This window comes from Enterobacter sp. YSU (assembly GCF_016082135.1).
Lineage (GTDB): Bacteria > Pseudomonadota > Gammaproteobacteria > Enterobacterales > Enterobacteriaceae > Enterobacter > Enterobacter hormaechei_C.
The window spans coordinates 4380132-4396527 of the sequence record NZ_CP059487.1; the positions used below are offsets into that span (position 1 = coordinate 4380132).

At 48.2% G+C, this 16396-nt stretch carries 15 protein-coding genes and 2 pseudogenes; 7 read left to right on the forward strand and 10 right to left on the reverse strand.

What is annotated here, in order from left to right; translation table 11 throughout:
* Positions 1–270: 270 nt before the first annotated feature.
* Both H2Z33_RS20960 and H2Z33_RS20965 read right to left on the reverse strand, forming a co-directional pair.
* A complete protein-coding gene (locus tag H2Z33_RS20960) occupies positions 271–495 on the reverse strand; it encodes a DinI-like family protein (protein WP_058689330.1) in 225 nt (74 codons plus the stop codon).
* 367 nt (positions 496–862) lie between these two features.
* Positions 863–1312 carry a VOC family protein gene (locus H2Z33_RS20965; protein ID WP_058689329.1) on the reverse strand — a complete coding sequence of 150 codons (450 nt, stop codon included), beginning with the start codon at positions 1310–1312 and terminating at the stop codon, positions 863–865.
* A 489-nt stretch (positions 1313–1801) separates the two neighbouring features.
* On the opposite strand from H2Z33_RS20965, the gene H2Z33_RS20970 reads away from it, so the two are divergent.
* A complete protein-coding gene (locus H2Z33_RS20970; RefSeq protein WP_063135098.1) occupies positions 1802–2983 on the forward strand; it encodes a diguanylate phosphodiesterase in 1182 nt (393 codons plus the stop codon).
* A 344-nt stretch (positions 2984–3327) separates the two neighbouring features.
* On the opposite strand, the gene H2Z33_RS20975 is transcribed toward H2Z33_RS20970, so the two are convergent.
* Complete coding sequence (locus H2Z33_RS20975; protein WP_063135097.1) at positions 3328–3546, reverse strand: hypothetical protein; 219 nt, start codon at positions 3544–3546, stop codon at positions 3328–3330.
* A gap of 658 nt (positions 3547–4204) precedes the next feature.
* On the opposite strand from H2Z33_RS20975, the gene H2Z33_RS20980 reads away from it, so the two are divergent.
* Complete coding sequence (locus H2Z33_RS20980; RefSeq protein WP_063135096.1) at positions 4205–5227, forward strand: hypothetical protein; 1023 nt, start codon at positions 4205–4207, stop codon at positions 5225–5227.
* A 307-nt stretch (positions 5228–5534) separates the two neighbouring features.
* Complete coding sequence (locus H2Z33_RS20985) at positions 5535–5759, forward strand: hypothetical protein (protein WP_074133796.1); 225 nt, start codon at positions 5535–5537, stop codon at positions 5757–5759.
* 203 nt (positions 5760–5962) lie between these two features.
* On the opposite strand, the gene H2Z33_RS20990 is transcribed toward H2Z33_RS20985, so the two are convergent.
* From H2Z33_RS20990 to H2Z33_RS21010, 5 genes and pseudogenes are all read right to left on the reverse strand, one after another.
* Positions 5963–6532: a hypothetical protein gene (locus H2Z33_RS20990; RefSeq protein WP_063135094.1), complete on the reverse strand. Its 570-nt coding sequence runs from the start codon at positions 6530–6532 to the stop codon at positions 5963–5965.
* Between the two features lie 274 nt (positions 6533–6806).
* Positions 6807–7494: pseudogene (locus H2Z33_RS20995) on the reverse strand (replication protein P).
* Positions 7491–8408: pseudogene (locus H2Z33_RS23545) on the reverse strand (replication protein). Before H2Z33_RS23545 ends, H2Z33_RS20995 begins: the two co-directional pseudogenes overlap by 4 nt.
* 84 nt (positions 8409–8492) lie before the next feature.
* Positions 8493–9044: a toxin YdaT family protein gene (locus tag H2Z33_RS21005; protein ID WP_063135093.1), complete on the reverse strand. Its 552-nt coding sequence runs from the start codon at positions 9042–9044 to the stop codon at positions 8493–8495.
* Between the two features lie 2 nt (positions 9045–9046).
* Positions 9047–9277: a transcriptional regulator gene (locus tag H2Z33_RS21010; RefSeq protein ID WP_372673301.1), complete on the reverse strand. Its 231-nt coding sequence runs from the start codon at positions 9275–9277 to the stop codon at positions 9047–9049.
* Between H2Z33_RS21010 and xisR the strand changes: the two genes are divergently transcribed.
* From xisR to tus, 4 genes are all read left to right on the forward strand, one after another.
* Positions 9253–9468 (forward strand): excisionase family protein, encoded by a 216-nt coding sequence (gene xisR / locus H2Z33_RS21015; protein WP_063135092.1) that lies wholly within the window; start codon positions 9253–9255, stop codon positions 9466–9468. The two genes, H2Z33_RS21010 and xisR, sit on opposite strands and share 25 nt — an antisense overlap.
* Positions 9468–10748, forward strand: coding sequence for a site-specific integrase (locus H2Z33_RS21020; protein ID WP_063135091.1), 1281 nt, complete (start codon positions 9468–9470; stop codon positions 10746–10748). Before xisR ends, H2Z33_RS21020 begins: the two co-directional genes overlap by 1 nt.
* Positions 10749–10777: 29 nt before the next feature.
* On the forward strand, positions 10778–12076 hold the full coding sequence (rstB, locus tag H2Z33_RS21025; RefSeq protein WP_063135090.1) for a two-component system sensor histidine kinase RstB: 1299 nt from the start codon (positions 10778–10780) through the stop codon (positions 12074–12076).
* Between the two features lie 74 nt (positions 12077–12150).
* Entirely contained in the window at positions 12151–13080 is a 930-nt protein-coding gene (gene tus / locus H2Z33_RS21030; protein ID WP_015570654.1) for a DNA replication terminus site-binding protein, read from the forward strand.
* On the opposite strand, the gene fumC is transcribed toward tus, so the two are convergent.
* Positions 13081–14475 (reverse strand): class II fumarate hydratase, encoded by a 1395-nt coding sequence (fumC, locus tag H2Z33_RS21035; RefSeq protein ID WP_017693543.1) that lies wholly within the window; start codon positions 14473–14475, stop codon positions 13081–13083.
* Positions 14476–14657: 182 nt separating this feature from the next.
* Positions 14658–16304, reverse strand: coding sequence for a class I fumarate hydratase FumA (gene fumA / locus H2Z33_RS21040; RefSeq protein WP_015570656.1), 1647 nt, complete (start codon positions 16302–16304; stop codon positions 14658–14660).
* Between the last annotated feature and the right edge of the window lie 92 nt (positions 16305–16396).

The window sequence follows — 16396 nt, forward strand, 5'->3', positions numbered from 1 at the left end:
AAGATTTCTTCCTCTTCGAGTAAGGGTCGTAATGAAACTATTCCATTTACTCGATAAACCAGATATCTCCCTTCCGCCGGGAAGCTATAGATAACTGCTTTATCGGCTCTTCTGACCACGTCGTACCATTGATCATCTGCATTAAAGGCATCTGCACTACACACTATTTCCCCCAGAGCGACTTATTGACGCGGCAAACAGTAATCGGGAACAGCCAGGGGAACGCAAACAGCGATACTCTTTGAAACTGCTCCAGTCAAATTCACGCGATTAATAAAACCACTCGTCCGCGCTTTTCCAGTTCTTCTGCACGTTGTGTTCAACCTCTTTCTTGTCGCCACCGAAAACAGCCAACCCATCATTGCCGGCACGCTTAATCGTAAGCTGGTAATCATCGAACTGCTTACTGAGTCTTTCGAGCAGTTTTGACTCAAATGCAGGTATAGCCCTATCAGGAAGTTTCTTCATGCGATCAATGGATAACTCGATTTTCATTTTTCCATCCGCAATGAAAAACTGTATGCATATACAGTGCATTTATAAACGTATCTCACGGATTTTGCAACGATTAATGAGTGTTAGGACGACGGAGCGCTTGCAGGCTTGTAGGTATCTGTTTTATGGACGATTTGGGAGGAATCTCGGATTTGGTCGTCAAAAATCAATAGTTATGTTGAATAGCTTTAAGTGGAGTTTTGTGCAGTTTCGCTACAAGATTTTGGTTTTGAGGTGAAATTAATAAAATGAAAATTCGGAAAGGCTATTATGGAGCTTGCTGTTATTGAGAAAAAATTAGTCAGCAAGCTCTGAAACGACATGAAGCATTACCAAAGCGTAATGTGATCCAACCGATTATCGAAATTCACTGAGATGCAGGCACTCTATCATCCTGACGTAAAGCCTCGATCCCGACTTTCTGACCATAAGAAAGTTCAAGTGTATTGCCATCAGGATCAGCGAAGAAGATATAATAACCTACCGGTTCGCCTGCCTGAGCCGGTTCTTTTCGCAAGATGCCTTCCATTCTAGCCATCGCTACCTTATTGTCGATTTCTTCAATGCTTGAACAAGCTACTCCCAAGTGACCAAAATTACCTAAAGGGGTGTCAGTCACAGCATCAACCTGGACAAGGACAAGCGCAAAAGGGCGAGTTAGGTCACTTAACCACGCGACTTTACGTGCCTCCGGAAGATCAGGCTCTCGCCTATGTACGACTTCCATACCAGCATAACGGCTGTAGAAATCAATACTTTTTTCCAAATCTCTAACAACAAACGCAACGTGCGTAAAACCGACATCAATCTCTTTCATTAGGCTAACCCTTGGACTATATCGAAAATCGCCATCTTAAAAGCTCAAGCTAACTTGAGGTCAAGGGCCTTTTCAATCAATGCTATTGCTGGATTTCTTGCACGTATCGTTCAATGTCGTTCAGGGTTGCAGCCTATGCTAACTAACTCCAGCAAAATGAAGATAAGGCCCGCTACGCAAAGAAGAAGAGATAAAGTTAAAGCCACAATGAAAACCATTAGAACCTCCATGTGATAATTTTTACTACCACAATCTTAGAATCAATTTTTACTTTGTCACGTGTGCATACCAAGCGAATTTACGTTGTAGAATCGTGCATTTCTCGTAGGATTAAACCACGTTAATTTAGTGGTCTTTTTTATGAAGCATTTTACTCTTCATGGACAATTTTAACGTTACCGTACTCGTTTTTGTAAATTTTTCAGTTAACTAGCCCTAACTGATCTTTCGTATGCTACTTTAGAAGGAAATCCTTTAAAGTGTGCAACTATGCTTACCACTCTCATCTACCGAAGCCACCTGCGAGCTGATACACCAATTCAATCCATTATTGACATGGTCAGTGAAGCAAATTCCCGAAATGAATGTGCGGGGGTAACCGGTGTTTTACTTTTCAATGGGATTCATTTCCTACAGCTTCTGGAAGGTGATGAAGCAGCGGTAACGCAAATCTATGAAAAGATTTGCCTAGATACACTTCACTTTAACATTGTAGAACTCTTATCCGATTATGCCCCCTATCGACGATTTGGCCGCTCAGGCATGGAATTGATTGATATAAGACTATTCAGTAAAGAAGAGTGTCTGGACAGGGTTCTTCAACGTGGAACAACCCAACATAAAATGCTTTACAACGACAGAGCTTTAAGGTTTTTCCGTACATTTATAGATTCGGCTGAGACAGATAGCTATTATGTACTTCCTGATAGATTCAGTTGGTTTTTTTCATCCGAGCAAATAGATGTATCATCGGTCGATCCCGCTATAATCCAAGACATGCATGCAGTTATAGATCCTCTCGCTAGCCAGATTCATTCTTTTGTCTTGAGGGCAAAATCAGACAAAGACGATATAAAAGCTAATAATTTATTTTTTGATTTGGAATCGAAGAAAGATTTGTTAAAAATCGCAGGGAAGTTCATCAACTCCTCACAACGAATATCAATAACACTCCTGCCTTTAACCTTACTGAGGGTGCCTGATGCGATTGAAATATTGCTCGATTATATCAGAGAAAGTAACTTATACCCAGAACAAGTTATAGTTGAGTTTTCAGAGAGCGAAATAATCCCTGAAATTGATGAGTTCGCGCATTCAGTGCAGATACTCAAAAGTTGCGGATTAAGCGTTGCTATTAATGACTTTGGTATGGGTAATGCAGGTTTATTGTTTCTTTCGAAATTCCAGCCTGAGAAGCTCAAAATACACCCGCAACTGATACACAATATACATAAAGAAGGTTCCAAGCAGGCTATACTCCTAAGCTTAATCCGCTGCTGTGAACTTTTGGAAATAAGAATCTGTGCTACAGGAGTCGAGCAGACAGAAGAATGGATGTGGCTCGAATCCGCTGGGATATTTTGCTTCCAGGGCAATCTTTTTTCAAAATATGATAAAAATGGATATTTGAAGATCTTCTGGCCAGAATCTAATGAATTCAGCGAATGTTAAAAAGAACTTGTAGACTTATTACTTTTTCATCGGATTAACGCAGTCATACTCGGTGGGTGTCAAGCTGGAAGCGGGTGAACTAATATATAGTGAAAAGTCAGCGGGCCCGGCGGGTGCAAAGGCAATGCTTCAGTACTCAGCTAAAATGCGGTAAACCGAGCAGGCTTAGATATTAGGCCTCAATTTCGCTTACGAAGAAACAGTTAATTCCTATACCCTCCTACCAGTTTTAATCCAGTCATATTTGGCTTTTATAGCTCAGCTGGTACCGACCGGTAAGCTATACTTGGGCAGCAAACGCTGCCGCGCCTATACAGTATTGGCTTACCTTTTATCAGAAGTGCTCACGCTTTCATTCTCTTTCCCCTTGCGATGTTAATTATCTCAACGCATTCCCTTAATGCTTTGACTCGCTCCGAAGAGAGCTCAGATTCATCAATTGTGGCCAGAAGCGCGTTGAGGGAGCGCTCAATATCGTTTTTAGTCAACCGTAAATAGATAACCTTAACCCAACGTGGCGAGAACTTGCTGAGGCCGATTGCTCTTGTGATGCGTAATTTCATGCGATGCCTCTTAGCCGCCAGTGGTGACGATTTGAAACTCGGTTATAGCACACGTAGAGGAGAATTATGTGATTATTACACCTTAGAAGGTTCTAAGAGTCGTTTCGCCTGAGGGCAATCAGGCTTTCAGAAAACATCGAAATTGGTTTACCAACATGACACACAAGCGCTACGTTATAACCCGAGAGCGGCTCAATCACTTGAAGGTAGCTTTTACGTTCATACATAGGCTGAGACGTCAGCTTTGTGCCAGGAGCGGACATAGCATCCGCTAAAGTAAAAGCAGGAGTTAATACCTGTGAGGGGTAAAAACGCCTATCGATTAACAAGAGTTACTGTAGTGATTCACAATCATGAAAAAATTTTCTTTATACAGAGTAAGAAGCCATTTAATATGGTTAGAAGATTTAATTTAAGAGTAAAGGATATATACTATATGGCTAATCAACTTATGTTAATGGAGCTATAAAATGAAAACTACAATGAGTTAATCGGTGGATTAAACAAATATATCGCCCCTGGACTTCAGAGAGATAAGACTAATGATTTTCAAAAATAGATTTCTGAACAAGCAGTGAAAGTGTGGGGTGTTAGCTAATACATCAAGATATACTTGAAACGGATAATATATAAAGTCACAATCAAAGGTAGATGAAAAATGTTAGACTTAGAATATGCTGTAACTGAGCCTTTTTTAAATTACCATTTATTTCATGAAGGATTAAATACGAAGGTTAAGGTTTTAACCTCATCACTTAATCATGTGATTGAATATTTATTGACGCCAGGCAATGAAAATAAAATGAATGAGCTCATTAAGAAAACTGATAAATCTTGGCAATTCCCGCCGAATTTTTCACTTCCAAACCCTCCAGTCGATGAATCAAGTTTAAAAAGTAAAATATCATCAAAAAGACCAGATAAGGTAGATGATAATAATGAATTGGATTATCAATTAAAGAAAAAAGAATTAGCGCAAGAGATGCTGTATTGGTATGTAAGTGAAATGGCTATATTTGGCAGTTTTTCTGCTTTGGATGATTGTATTGTCGATATTGATTCTTGGTTTTCAAGTTGGGCGATGTTTAATAACACTCAAGATAAAAAATCGGAATCAACCAGTAGTAACAAAATTGAAAGGTTATATGACTCACACGAATGGGACATGAAAAACATAAAGACATTCCTTCCGATTTATGAGTATTTTTCAGCAGTTAGAAATTCAATAGCTCATAGGCAATCCAAAGCATCTCATAAGCTATCAGAGATATCAAAATCCCAAGAATTAAAAGAGTCAGTAGAGAGAAACTTCCCAAAAGGTAAACCATTAAGTGAATTTGAATATAATGAAGATATATTCATCTCTCCAAAAACGTCGTTGCTTTGTTCTCACATAATAAGATTAATTTTCGAAGACATCAATAAATACATCATAAAAAAAATGGGTATTGAAGGTATCATCTACATGTCATGCAAACTTGCATTTGAACCATCATCTTATAATGAAAATAAAGTTGTTAACTTAGCTAAAAATAGATTAAACGAAATCGTTAGTGGTCGATATCATGTTATTATAAAAGGTGAAGATGAAGCCGTTAAGGTTGCTGAGTCACTTGGTATTTGGCGTGATTGCGCTAAATTTCATGCGAACAATATGAGGAAATTAGATCCTAAATTCTAACCTTATCGCGAAATAATTTATGTGCCAGAGTTTCCCCGGCGCTATTGCGATAATGTTTTATTGGCTATGCCTCGCAGATTAACACAGGGCGATGTTAAAAGTCGCCCTTTATAGTCAGAACAGTTTCCTACTTCCGCTCCTCTCTCATCGCTGTCGGTCAGATAGCAGGGGAGCAAATTGCCATGGACAGAATCACCGCAAAATCCACCAGAACGAAAACGAATATCACCCCTACATTTAGTGGTGGCTACATGAAGGTGGTTCATCTATTCTTCTTGTATCAGCGGGCAGGTCGGAGTCACTCTTTGTGGATAATCTCATCCTTCAGAAAACCATTATTATCTTTATTCTCATCCTGTGGGTAATCGATGAATTCAGGGCCAGGAAAAGAAAATATTCTGACCCCGCTATTGAAGCAGCTGATGCCAGAGAACGCCATGAATGGCGCTATCTCAGATGGGGGTTCCGGACTATACAAGTGGCAGCGACAGTGTATATCTTCGTTCAGCTGATTCAGGTATTACTGAGATAAATACCACAGGCAGGTATAACTGGACAAAACATCTTACTGTCCAGTTGAGCCTCGGTGATCGCCGTTATGTAGGTCACCTGAGTGCCAAGAGCGGACATTGCAGAAGCTATGTCTCGTGAGGTCAAATATCAAAAAGCGTATTGTCTGCTGTCATTAAGTTTTATGCCTTTTTTGACCTCATGTTTTTTAACGTTTTATATGCCTTACCTACGAAGTATCATCCTGATGAATTTATTTTTTTCTTGCAGCGTGAACTTTGGATTAAACTCACAATCAAGAAACTCGCCCTCATCATCTCCAAACTCGTTCTCAAACCCGCAGACTATAAATTTATTGCTAAATTGTTCAAAAAGATAATCATGATAGCTAATGAAGAAGTTTGTAAAGTTAATGTTATAAAAACATTCAGACAAACGACCAGATTCCGCGTGACTCGCTCGGTTTGAAGTACCATCTTCATTAGCAAATACGCGTTCTAGATATTCCAGTGTGCTTCGTTCAATCTTTTCAACCTCGGTTTTCGTAAGATCATCTCGACATTTAAAAGCACAAAACAAATAATAGTTAGGATTGGCAGAACTATATGATCGACTTGAAAGGTCATCCATGGTCAAACCTACCTTAGCAAATCCGCTGTCTTTAATATCAGCTCCAAGATATAACCATTTTGTTAATGACTCGAAATCTTTTTTATTTCTTTCATGAAGCCACGCCATCTTATAATCTGCATTTGGATCAAGTTCTAAACCATATTCAACCTTTTGTTTTTTCATATTTTCCTCTGAAAATTGATATAGAATCGGTATCAATAGGTGGTAAAATAGCTTGAGGCTGAGATTTTCAAGGCTACCCGACTAGTTACGATGCAACAGAACGACATCGACTGCAATTCAATTTTGAAAATATCCGGTCTGGCTGAAGTCGAGTTGGTCAGATCCGCTGATCTGCTTCAATTAATTAACACGCGGAAATGTTAGTAATGCCCCTTGGTGGTGAGAACAACAATTTCGTACTTCAGCTTCTCGCTCATAGCGGACCATTTCTTTCCTATGCCCTTCCGTCAGCCTTCATCCGCTCGTATTTCGCTTTCAAAAGCTCAGCAGGTGTTGGTCCATTTGGAGCCACTGGAGCTGCCAACGCACGACGAACCGGCGGAATCGGCTTCCCGGCCAGCACCCGCTTTTCCCACATATCCAGAATATCGCTGGCTTCACGCTCGAGATCTTTCTGGCTCAGCTGGCCATCAGTTCCGCGGCGCCGCGGGCTCTAGACAGATGTGATAATAAACCGGCTTCGGCCATGGGTACTGCTCGCTGCTCGGATAACGAAACACCAGCTTGCGCCACTTCCAGTATTCAGCCATCACGTCAGCAGTGGTGATCCCCAGCACGCTGCGCCCTTCCCTGCACCACTTGATGAACTGGCCTGGCGAAGGCAGGAATGGACGATCCTGGCGCCGCACCATGCGCATGCCGGCTTCAACCTGCTCCAGAGTGGTGATCCCGTTTTCTTTGAAGGCCAGCACCTATTGCCGGCGGATCTCGTTCACGTCTTCCTGGCTGCGATTAACCAGGCTTGCCGGAAACGCGGCCGCCAGCTGTACGAACAGCCCGTTGATAATCTGCGCCACTTGCTGCATTTGTTCGCGTTCGGTGTACTGCTCAGGCATGTTGTGTGCCACACGGCGTGCCTGTTCCCGGTCAAAATCGCAAATGCTCTCGGCAAGGTTTTTCATTCCAGCACCCCGTCAATCCAGTCGGTGTTATGCAGGTCGATGCTGCCCCGGGAAGGTTTTGCCGTTCCGGTTGCACGCAGCCGCTTGGTAGTGAGCTGATCCCACTGTTTGCGCAGACTCGAAGGGCTCAGGATGTTGTCTTTCCAGAACTCGTCCCGGTTGGCCCACTGGAACAGGTCACAAATTTCGTAGTGCGTGCGCTTGTCCTGGACACGCATCAGCCTGATGGTATTTGCCCATTCAGCCCAGTTGGGTTCGGAAAGCGATGCGTTGACGGTGAGAAGCCTGTCGTGAATCCAGCGAGCGGCCTTGAGGTCATCAGCGGATCCCCATGATTTACCTGCCGGGGTGTATATCCCGTCGGCAGCTTCTGGATGGCGTGAGAGAAACTTTCAAGTTTTCTGGTTTCGGGATTCGTCAGAATTCCGAGACGAGGATATTTTAATATTGTTCTTGTTATAGTCTTGGGTGTCTACCGTTTCCGGGAAGGTTTTTCCCGTTTTCGGTAACACTTTTCCCGATTTCGGGAAGACTTTTCCCGTTTTCGGTTTGTCTAAAATCCAGGCGGAAAGATCAGTATTTATACCGACCGTTTTCATCACGCCCTGCTTCTGACTGAAGATAATTTTGCGTTCTGCGAGCGATTTGAGCGCATCAGAAACATGCGAATCACTCAGCCCTGTAAGCTCGGCGATCACCGTGTTCGTAACGCGGTCCTGCTTCTTGTTCCAGCCGTAGGTAAGCCATATCACCGCCTCAAAACACTGCCATTCCCGGCCTGACATTCTCAGACGAGGCTTAAGCTGTTGGATCTCGTTAGCGACCTTGGTATACCCGTTCGACAGGTCGGCCATACGACCTCCCGGTTGTTCGGTTCTGTGGGGGAAATTGATAATTTCAGCTGTGTTTGACATACTTAGCTCCGCAATTACACTCCGTTTTTGCACCTGAAAGCCGTTGGTGTTCGAGCACCGCGGCTTTCGCCTTTTCTGAAGTCTTCACATTGCCCCCAACATGGTTGTGACCATCGCCAGCAGCGACGCAGTAAGGTCCGGATCGACACGGAACATCTCAAAAATCCCCTCGCCTAACTCCTTCAGTTTTTCCTTCTTGGGTGCATCGAGCATCAGAGCTTGCTTCGCCTCACTTACCTCTTTTTCCAACCTGGCCATGCGAAATGCGAACGTGTCGTTCTTTACGACACGGTCGCGGTATTGAAGCGGTAATACGGACATGATCGCTGGCATCAGTTGTTCGACGTTCTTTCGGTACGATGCGGAGTCTTCTTTGTTGCCGAGCCAGCGGAACAGCTTCACGTTCCAGACATCGGCCTGGCCTGAGAAGTCCACGCCATTAAGCTGAAGTTCTTCTGCAGCGTCTTGGATCTGAAGAGCGACAGCTATGCGCCCTTCTGCCGCAGCCCAGGCGCGAACAGCTGAGCATACATTGCGATGTTCTACATCCTGCGCTGCCGGCTCGCTTTGATGACACGGGAATATCAGTCGATTAGAGGAAGCTCTGCTACTCTGTTGAAATGAAACAGTTTGCATTGTTAAGGCTCCTGTTTAGGTAAACCATCAGTTGGGTTCGGGTAGAGATCTGGGCGCAGTTCGTGGGGAGTAACACCCGTAGCGTAATAAATGGAAAGCACACCATTTTGTGGAACTCGCCCTTTGTTCCGGTTTCGCCAATGGCTCACATTCATATTGCTAGTTGATAGAAGCGCGGCTAGTTTTGCTGCGCTACCTGAGGTGAACAATGTCGCAGGTAATTTACGATTCAGAATGGAGCGTTGCTTCAAAACTAAAAGAGAAGACAGGCCTTACAGATCGTCAGATTAAAAGCTATCGCCAAACCTCCTGGGTAGAAGGTGTTCATTTTAAGAGAATCCCATTGGATGGAAGCAGCTCCGAAGAGCGAGGACTTGTCTGGTACAACATCCCAAACATTAACAGGTTTGTGAAGGAGGCATAATGGCTGGAATGCCAACGGGTGTTGAGATCCACAACAATAAAATACGAATTAGTTTCAAGTTTCAGGGCGTTAGATGTCGAGAAACATTGAAAGGTTGGATCGTAAATGCTTCGAATCTCAAAAAGGCCGGGAATCTAAGGGCCAAAATTGTAAGCGAGATTCAACTGGGCACTTTTGACTACCGGGGTGTGTTTCCGGAGTCAAAAGTAGCAGCAAAGTTTTATACATCTAAAAACATTACGACATTCTCCGAACTTGCATCAACCTGGTATGAAAACCATAAAATCGATCTCTCCCCCAATGCCACAAGAAGCTATGGGATAGCTGTAAGAACGTTAACAAAACTAATCGGCCCTGAAACGCTGGTTGCATCTATCACCAACAGCGACATTCTGGGCTGGAGAAAGGAATTACTGACTGGCGAGACTAACTATGCTCCCGAAAAGAGGAGAAATAAAACCGGCCGCGCCGTTAGAACGGTAGATTATTATCTGGCCATCCTGCGACAAATCCTCGACTATGCTGTTAAAAATAAAATCATTTCATATCAACCATATGTCGGGATAAAAAGGCTTCGCAAAGGTCAAACAAAACCAGCCCCGCTTCTGAGGCATGAGTTTGAGCAGTTGAAAGAGACTGCTCCGGCTCAGCAAAAAAACATGTGGCAATTTTTTGCTTACACCGGCGTTCGGCCCGGTGAGCTTTGCGCTCTTGCCTGGGATGATATCGATCTTAACTCCGGCGAAGCTAACATTGCGCGCAATCTTACTCAGGAAGGATTGTTTGGACCACCTAAAACCGAAGCAGGATACCGGACGATAAAGTTGCTGGAGCCGGCTCTGGAAGCTTTGCGAGCTCAAAAGGAACTTACCGGGAGTGCCCCTAAGGTACCAATCACTTTTCACCACCGGGAGTTCGGTAAAACGGAAACGCAGAAACTGCACTTTGTGTTTATGCCTCGACCTCAGAAAGGCAAGCAAGCTGCGTACTATTCAGTCAGCTCAATTGTGTCACTATGGGATATTACGGTAAGACGATCGGGCATTCGCCGCAGACGCCCCTATCAGCTGCGTCATACATACGCGTGCTGGATGTTGTCGGCAGGTGCTAATCCTGCTTTTATAGCGAATCAGATGGGTCATGAGAATGCAGAGATGGTCTTCCATGTATACTCTGCGTGGATAAATGCTCTCGATAGCGATCAGGTATCATTTTTGAATCAGCGCTTTGGCGGATATGCTAATGCCCCTATAGTGCCCCTGAAGCTAAAAACAAAGTAGTTAATTTATTGATTTTCCGGTGATATTTAATGAAAAAGCTGTTTGTGCAGTTTTATCTCCTGCTGTTTGTCTGCTTTCTGGTGATGACCATGCTGGTCGGGCTGGTCTACAAATTCACCGCAGAGCGCGCGGGCAGGCAATCCCTGGACGATCTGATGAAAAGCTCGCTCTATCTGATGCGTAGCGAGCTGCGAGAAATTCCTCCTCATGACTGGGCGCGCACGTTAAAAGAGCTGGATCTGAATCTGTCGTTTGATTTGCGTATCGAACCCATGAAGGATTTTGACTTAGCGCCGCCTGCGATGCAGCGTCTGCGCGACGGAGACATCGTCGCACTGGACGAGAAATATACCTTCATTCAGCGTATTCCACGCAGCCATTATGTTCTGGCCGTCGGGCCAGTGCCCTATCTCTATTACCTGCACCAGATGCGCCTGCTGGATCTCGCTCTGCTGGGCTTTATTGCCATCTCGCTCGCTTTCCCTGTGTTCATCTGGATGCGACCGCACTGGCAGGACATGCTGAAACTGGAATCCGCCGCACAGCGTTTTGGGGAGGGTCATTTAACTGAACGCATACATTTCGACAGCGGTTCCAGTTTTGACCGGCTCGGTATTGCCTTCAACCAGATGGCCGATAACATCAACGCACTGATTGCCAGCAAGAAGCAGCTGATCGATGGTATTGCGCATGAACTGCGCACTCCGCTGGTACGCCTGCGTTATCGCCTGGAGATGAGCGAGAACCTCACCGGGGCGGAATCGCAGGCGCTCAATCGGGATATTGGCCAGCTTGAAGCGCTGATTGAAGAGCTGCTGACCTATGCCCGCCTCGATCGGCCTCAGACGGAGTTGCACCTCAGTACACCGGATCTCCCCGTCTGGCTACAGACGCATATTAACGATGTGCAGAGCGTTAACCCTCAGCGAAAACTGCTGACAGCCATTACCCCCGGCGCGTACGGCGCACTGGACATGCGCCTGATGGAACGCGTGCTGGATAATCTGATGAACAACGCCATGCGCTACAGCGAAACGACGCTGCGCATAGGTTTAGATTTGCAGGGAAGCCAGGTGATTCTGTATGTGGAAGACGATGGCCCCGGCATTGAGCCGGCGGAGCGTGAAAAAGTTTTTGAGCCGTTTGTGCGCCTCGATCCCAGCCGCGATCGGGCTACCGGCGGCTGTGGTCTGGGGCTGGCAATTGTCCGTTCTATTGCCCAGGCGATGGGCGGTTCGGTTCGCTGCGAAGCGAGCGAGCTGGGTGGAGCCCGGTTCGTCTTTAGCTGGCCGATCTATCACAATATTCCCCTTCCCGTACCTGCCTGACCTAAACCGCACGCTGGCCTGACCCGGCGTGTTGTGCTATATCAGTAGTATGTTGTAACTAATTAAGGGCTGCCATGGCAACTTACGATCTCATCGAAAGGCTTAACACCACATTTCGGGAAATAGAGCAGGCGTTACTGACCCTCACGGGGCAACTTCATGACTGCCGCCTGCTGGCCGCCCGCGTCTTTTCTCTGCCCGAGGTGGCGAAAGGCGCGGAGCACGACCCGCTGAACACCATTGAGGTGACGCAGCATGTTGGCAAGGCGGCGCTGGAAATGACGTTGCAGCACTTTCGTCGCCTTTTCATCCAGCAGCAGTCCGAAAATCGCAGCAGTAAGGCCGCCGTTCGCCTGCCCGGCGTCATCTGCCTGCAAACGGATGCCGCAACGCGTGAAGGAATTGAGGCGCAGATTACGCATATCAATACGCTGAAAGCCGCGTTTGAGAAGATTGTAACCGTTGAGTCCGGGCTGGCGCCGGCTGCCCGTTTTGAATGGGTGCATCGCCAGCTTCCGGGGCTGATCACCCTGAATGCTTACCGCACGCTGACGGTACTGCGCCACCCCGCCACGCTGCGCTTCGGCTGGGCCAACAAGCACATCATTAAAAATTTCACGCGCGATGAGATCCTGGCTCAGCTGGAGAAAAGCCTGAAATCGCCGCGAACGGTCGCCCCGTGGTCGCGGGAACAGTGGATTGAACGGCTGGAGCAGGAGTACCACAGCATTGCCTCCCTGCCAGCTGATACCCGTCTTAAAATAAAGCGTCCGGTGAAGGTACAGCCTATCGCCCGCGTCTGGTACGCCGGACAACAAAAGCAGGTGCAATACGCCTGCCCGACGCCGCTGATTGCGCTCTACGATGCCGATCAGGGTGCGGTGGTGCCGGATATCGGGGAACTGCTGAATTACGATGCTGAAAACGTTCAGCATCGCTATAAACCCCAGGCGCAGCCGCTACAGCTGATTATTCCGCGGCTGCACCTGTATGTGGCGCAGTGATTATCTGAGGCTGCCCACCATCGCTTCCGGGCGGACCCAGGCATCAAACTCGGCGTCCGTCAGGTAGCCCAGCGCCAGCGCAGAGGCTTTCAGGGTAAGCCCCTCTTTGTGCGCTTTTTTAGCGATTTCGGCCGCTTTGTCATAACCAATATGGGTGTTCAGCGCCGTTACCAGCATCAGAGACTCATTCAGCAGCTGGCTGATTCGCTCGCGATTAGGCTCAATGCCCACCGCGCAGTGCTCGTTAAAGCTCTCCATGCCATCGGCCAGCAGACGAATCGATTGCAGTACGTTGTGGATCACCATCGGGCGATAGACGTTAAGCTCGAAGTTACCCGACGCGCCGCCCATGTTAACCGCCACGTCATTACCCATCACCTGACAGCACAGCATGGTCATGGCTTCGCACTGGGTCGGGTTCACTTTACCCGGCATAATGGAGCTGCCCGGCTCGTTTTCCGGAATGCTGATTTCGCCGATGCCGCAGCGCGGGCCGGAGGCCAGCCAGCGCACGTCGTTGGCAATTTTCATCAGCGAGGCCGCCAGCCCTTTCAGCGCGCCATGGGTATGCACCAGCGCATCACAGGTCGCCAGCGCTTCGAATTTATTCGGAGCGGTAACAAACGGCTGCCCGGTGATCTTCGCCAGCTCTTCGGCCACGCGCACCGCGTACTCGGGATGGGTGTTTAACCCGGTACCCACCGCCGTCCCGCCGAGCGCCAGCTCCGCCAGATGCGGCAGGCTGTTGTCGATATGCTTAAGATTGTGCTCCAGCATCGCCACCCAGCCGGAGATCTCCTGGCCGAGCGTCAGCGGCGTGGCGTCCTGAAGGTGCGTACGACCAATTTTAACGATGTCGCGGAAGGCCTGCGCTTTCTCGTTAAGCGTAGATTTAAGCACGTTGAGCTGCGGGATAAGCTGCTCGCGGATTGCGATGACGGCCGCCACGTGCATGGCCGTCGGGAACACGTCGTTGGAACTCTGGCTTTTGTTCACGTCATCGTTCGGGTGGACCTTGCGCTCCATGCCGCGCACGCCGCCAAGAAGCTCGCTTGCGCGGTTCGCCAGCACCTCGTTCATGTTCATGTTGCTCTGGGTGCCTGAGCCGGTCTGCCAGATGGCAAGGGGGAATTCGTCGGGATGTTTGCCCGCCAGCACTTCGTCGGCGGCATTGATGATGGCGGTGGCTTTATCGGCATCCAGCAGGCCCAGATCCTGATTGACTTTGGCGGCAGCGCGTTTGGTCAACGCCAGCGCCTGGATTAGCGAGACGGGCATTTTCTCTGTCGAAATGCGGAAATGCTCCAGCGAACGCTGGGTTTGTGCGCCCCATAGCTTGTCGGCCGGGACGTCGATGGCGCCCATAGAGTCTTTCTCGCGGCGATGCATTGTCATTACTTACTCCTTGATAACAAAGATGGGATTGCTCACATGCTTAAGAGATAAGTATTGATGACTTCTGAGAAACGTTATGGCGCTTTGTGCGCTCTTTTTGATGTCGGGTGGCGGCTGCGCCTTACCCGACCTACGAGAATGCAGGCCGGGTAAGCGTCAGCGCCACCCGGCAATTTACAGAATTACTTCACACACGCCGAACACTGGGAAGACTGGATCTGTTTGAAGAAGTCGTTACCTTTGTCATCCACGAGGATGAACGCCGGGAAGTCTTCCACTTCAATTTTCCAGATCGCTTCCATACCCAGTTCCGGGTACTCCACGCACTCCAGGCTCTTGATACTGCCCTGCGCCAGCACCGCTGCCGGGCCGCCTATGCTGCCGAGGTAGAAGCCGCCGTGCTTGTGGCACGCGTCCGTCACCTGCTGGCTGCGGTTGCCTTTCGCCAGCATGATCATGCTGCCGCCGTTTGCCTGCAACTGGTCGACGTAGGAGTCCATACGGCCCGCCGTGGTTGGGCCTAACGAGCCGGAAGCATATCCATCAGGCGTTTTTGCCGGGCCTGCGTAGTAGATCGGGTGATCTTTAATGTACTGCGGCAGCCCTTCGCCGTTGTCCAGGCGCTCTTTCAGCTTCGCATGGGCGATGTCGCGGCCCACGATAATCGTCCCGTTCAGGGAAAGGCGCGTTGAAACCGGATACTGCGAAAGCTGCGCGAGGATCTCTTTCATCGGACGATTCAGGTCCACGCGAACCGCTTCCCCCTCGCCCGCTTTACGCAGTTCTTCAGGAATATATTTGCCCGGGTTGTTCTCCAGCTTCTCGATCCAGATGCCGTCGCGGTTGATCTTCGCCTTGATGTTGCGATCCGCCGAGCATGAGACGCCCATGCCCACCGGACAGGAAGCACCGTGGCGCGGCAGGCGGATCACGCGAATGTCATGCGCGAAGTATTTGCCGCCAAACTGCGCGCCCAGGCCCAGATTCTGCGCTTCGGCCAGCAGTTCCTGCTCAAGCTGCACGTCCCGGAACGCCTGACCATGTTCGTTACCTTCCGTTGGCAGGCCATCGTAGTATTTGGTTGAGGCCAGCTTAACGGTTTTCAGGGTGCTTTCGGCAGACGTACCGCCAATCACAAACGCGATATGGTACGGCGGGCAGGCCGCGGTGCCGAGGGTGCGCATCTTCTCGACCAGATAATTCTTCAGCTTGCCCGGGGTAAGCAGCGCTTTGGTTTCCTGGTAAAGATAGGTTTTGTTGGCTGAACCGCCGCCTTTGGCGATGCAGAGGAATTTGTACTCGTCACCGTCGACGCTGTAGAGGTCAATCTGCGCAGGCAGGTTGGTGCCGGTGTTCACCTCTTTGTACATATCCAGCGCCGCGTTTTGCGAATAGCGCAGGTTGTCTTCGGTGTAGGTATTGTAAACGCCGCGCGCCAGCGCCGCTTCGTCACCGCCGCCGGTCCAGACGCGCTGGCCTTTTTTACCGGTGATAATCGCCGTGCCGGTGTCCTGGCAGGTCGGCAGAATGCCTTTCGCCGCGATATCAGAGTTACGCAGGAATTGCAGGGCAACGTACTTATCGTTCTCACTGGCTTCCGGGTCGCTCAGGATATCAGCAACCTGCTGCTGATGCGCCGGACGGAGCATAAAGGAAGCATCATGGAAGGCTTGCTGCGCCAGCAACGTCAGCGCCTGCGGGTCAACTTTGAGGATCTCCTGCCCTTCAAACTCAGAGACAGAAACGTAATCGCGGGTTAACAGGTAATACTCGGTCTGATCCTGACTGAGGGGGAAAGGATCCTGATAATGGAAGGGTTTATTCGACATTGTTCTCTCACTTACTGCTTCGGTCTGTTTATTCAGGGCAGATGTTCCGCTGCCCGGCTTAAAAGCGAGTCAGCTTATCCTACACAATTTTT

What these genes read in the sequence shown, in the direction of transcription:
- tus (WP_015570654.1), top strand. Translation starts at nt 12,151, where the DNA reads ATGGCAACTTACGATCTCATCGAAAGGCTTAACACCACATTTCGGGAA.
- rstB (WP_063135090.1), top strand. Translation starts at nt 10,778, where the DNA reads ATGAAAAAGCTGTTTGTGCAGTTTTATCTCCTGCTGTTTGTCTGCTTT.
- H2Z33_RS20990 (WP_063135094.1), bottom strand. Translation starts at nt 6,532, where the DNA reads ATGAAAAAACAAAAGGTTGAATATGGTTTAGAACTTGATCCAAATGCA.
- H2Z33_RS20970 (WP_063135098.1), top strand. Translation starts at nt 1,802, where the DNA reads ATGCTTACCACTCTCATCTACCGAAGCCACCTGCGAGCTGATACACCA.
- H2Z33_RS21005 (WP_063135093.1), bottom strand. Translation starts at nt 9,044, where the DNA reads ATGCAAACTGTTTCATTTCAACAGAGTAGCAGAGCTTCCTCTAATCGA.
- H2Z33_RS20980 (WP_063135096.1), top strand. Translation starts at nt 4,205, where the DNA reads ATGTTAGACTTAGAATATGCTGTAACTGAGCCTTTTTTAAATTACCAT.
- H2Z33_RS20965 (WP_058689329.1), bottom strand. Translation starts at nt 1,312, where the DNA reads ATGAAAGAGATTGATGTCGGTTTTACGCACGTTGCGTTTGTTGTTAGA.
- H2Z33_RS21020 (WP_063135091.1), top strand. Translation starts at nt 9,468, where the DNA reads ATGGCTGGAATGCCAACGGGTGTTGAGATCCACAACAATAAAATACGA.
- xisR (WP_063135092.1), top strand. Translation starts at nt 9,253, where the DNA reads ATGTCGCAGGTAATTTACGATTCAGAATGGAGCGTTGCTTCAAAACTA.
- H2Z33_RS20975 (WP_063135097.1), bottom strand. Translation starts at nt 3,546, where the DNA reads ATGAAATTACGCATCACAAGAGCAATCGGCCTCAGCAAGTTCTCGCCA.
- fumC (WP_017693543.1), bottom strand. Translation starts at nt 14,475, where the DNA reads ATGACAATGCATCGCCGCGAGAAAGACTCTATGGGCGCCATCGACGTC.
- H2Z33_RS20960 (WP_058689330.1), bottom strand. Translation starts at nt 495, where the DNA reads ATGAAAATCGAGTTATCCATTGATCGCATGAAGAAACTTCCTGATAGG.
- fumA (WP_015570656.1), bottom strand. Translation starts at nt 16,304, where the DNA reads ATGTCGAATAAACCCTTCCATTATCAGGATCCTTTCCCCCTCAGTCAG.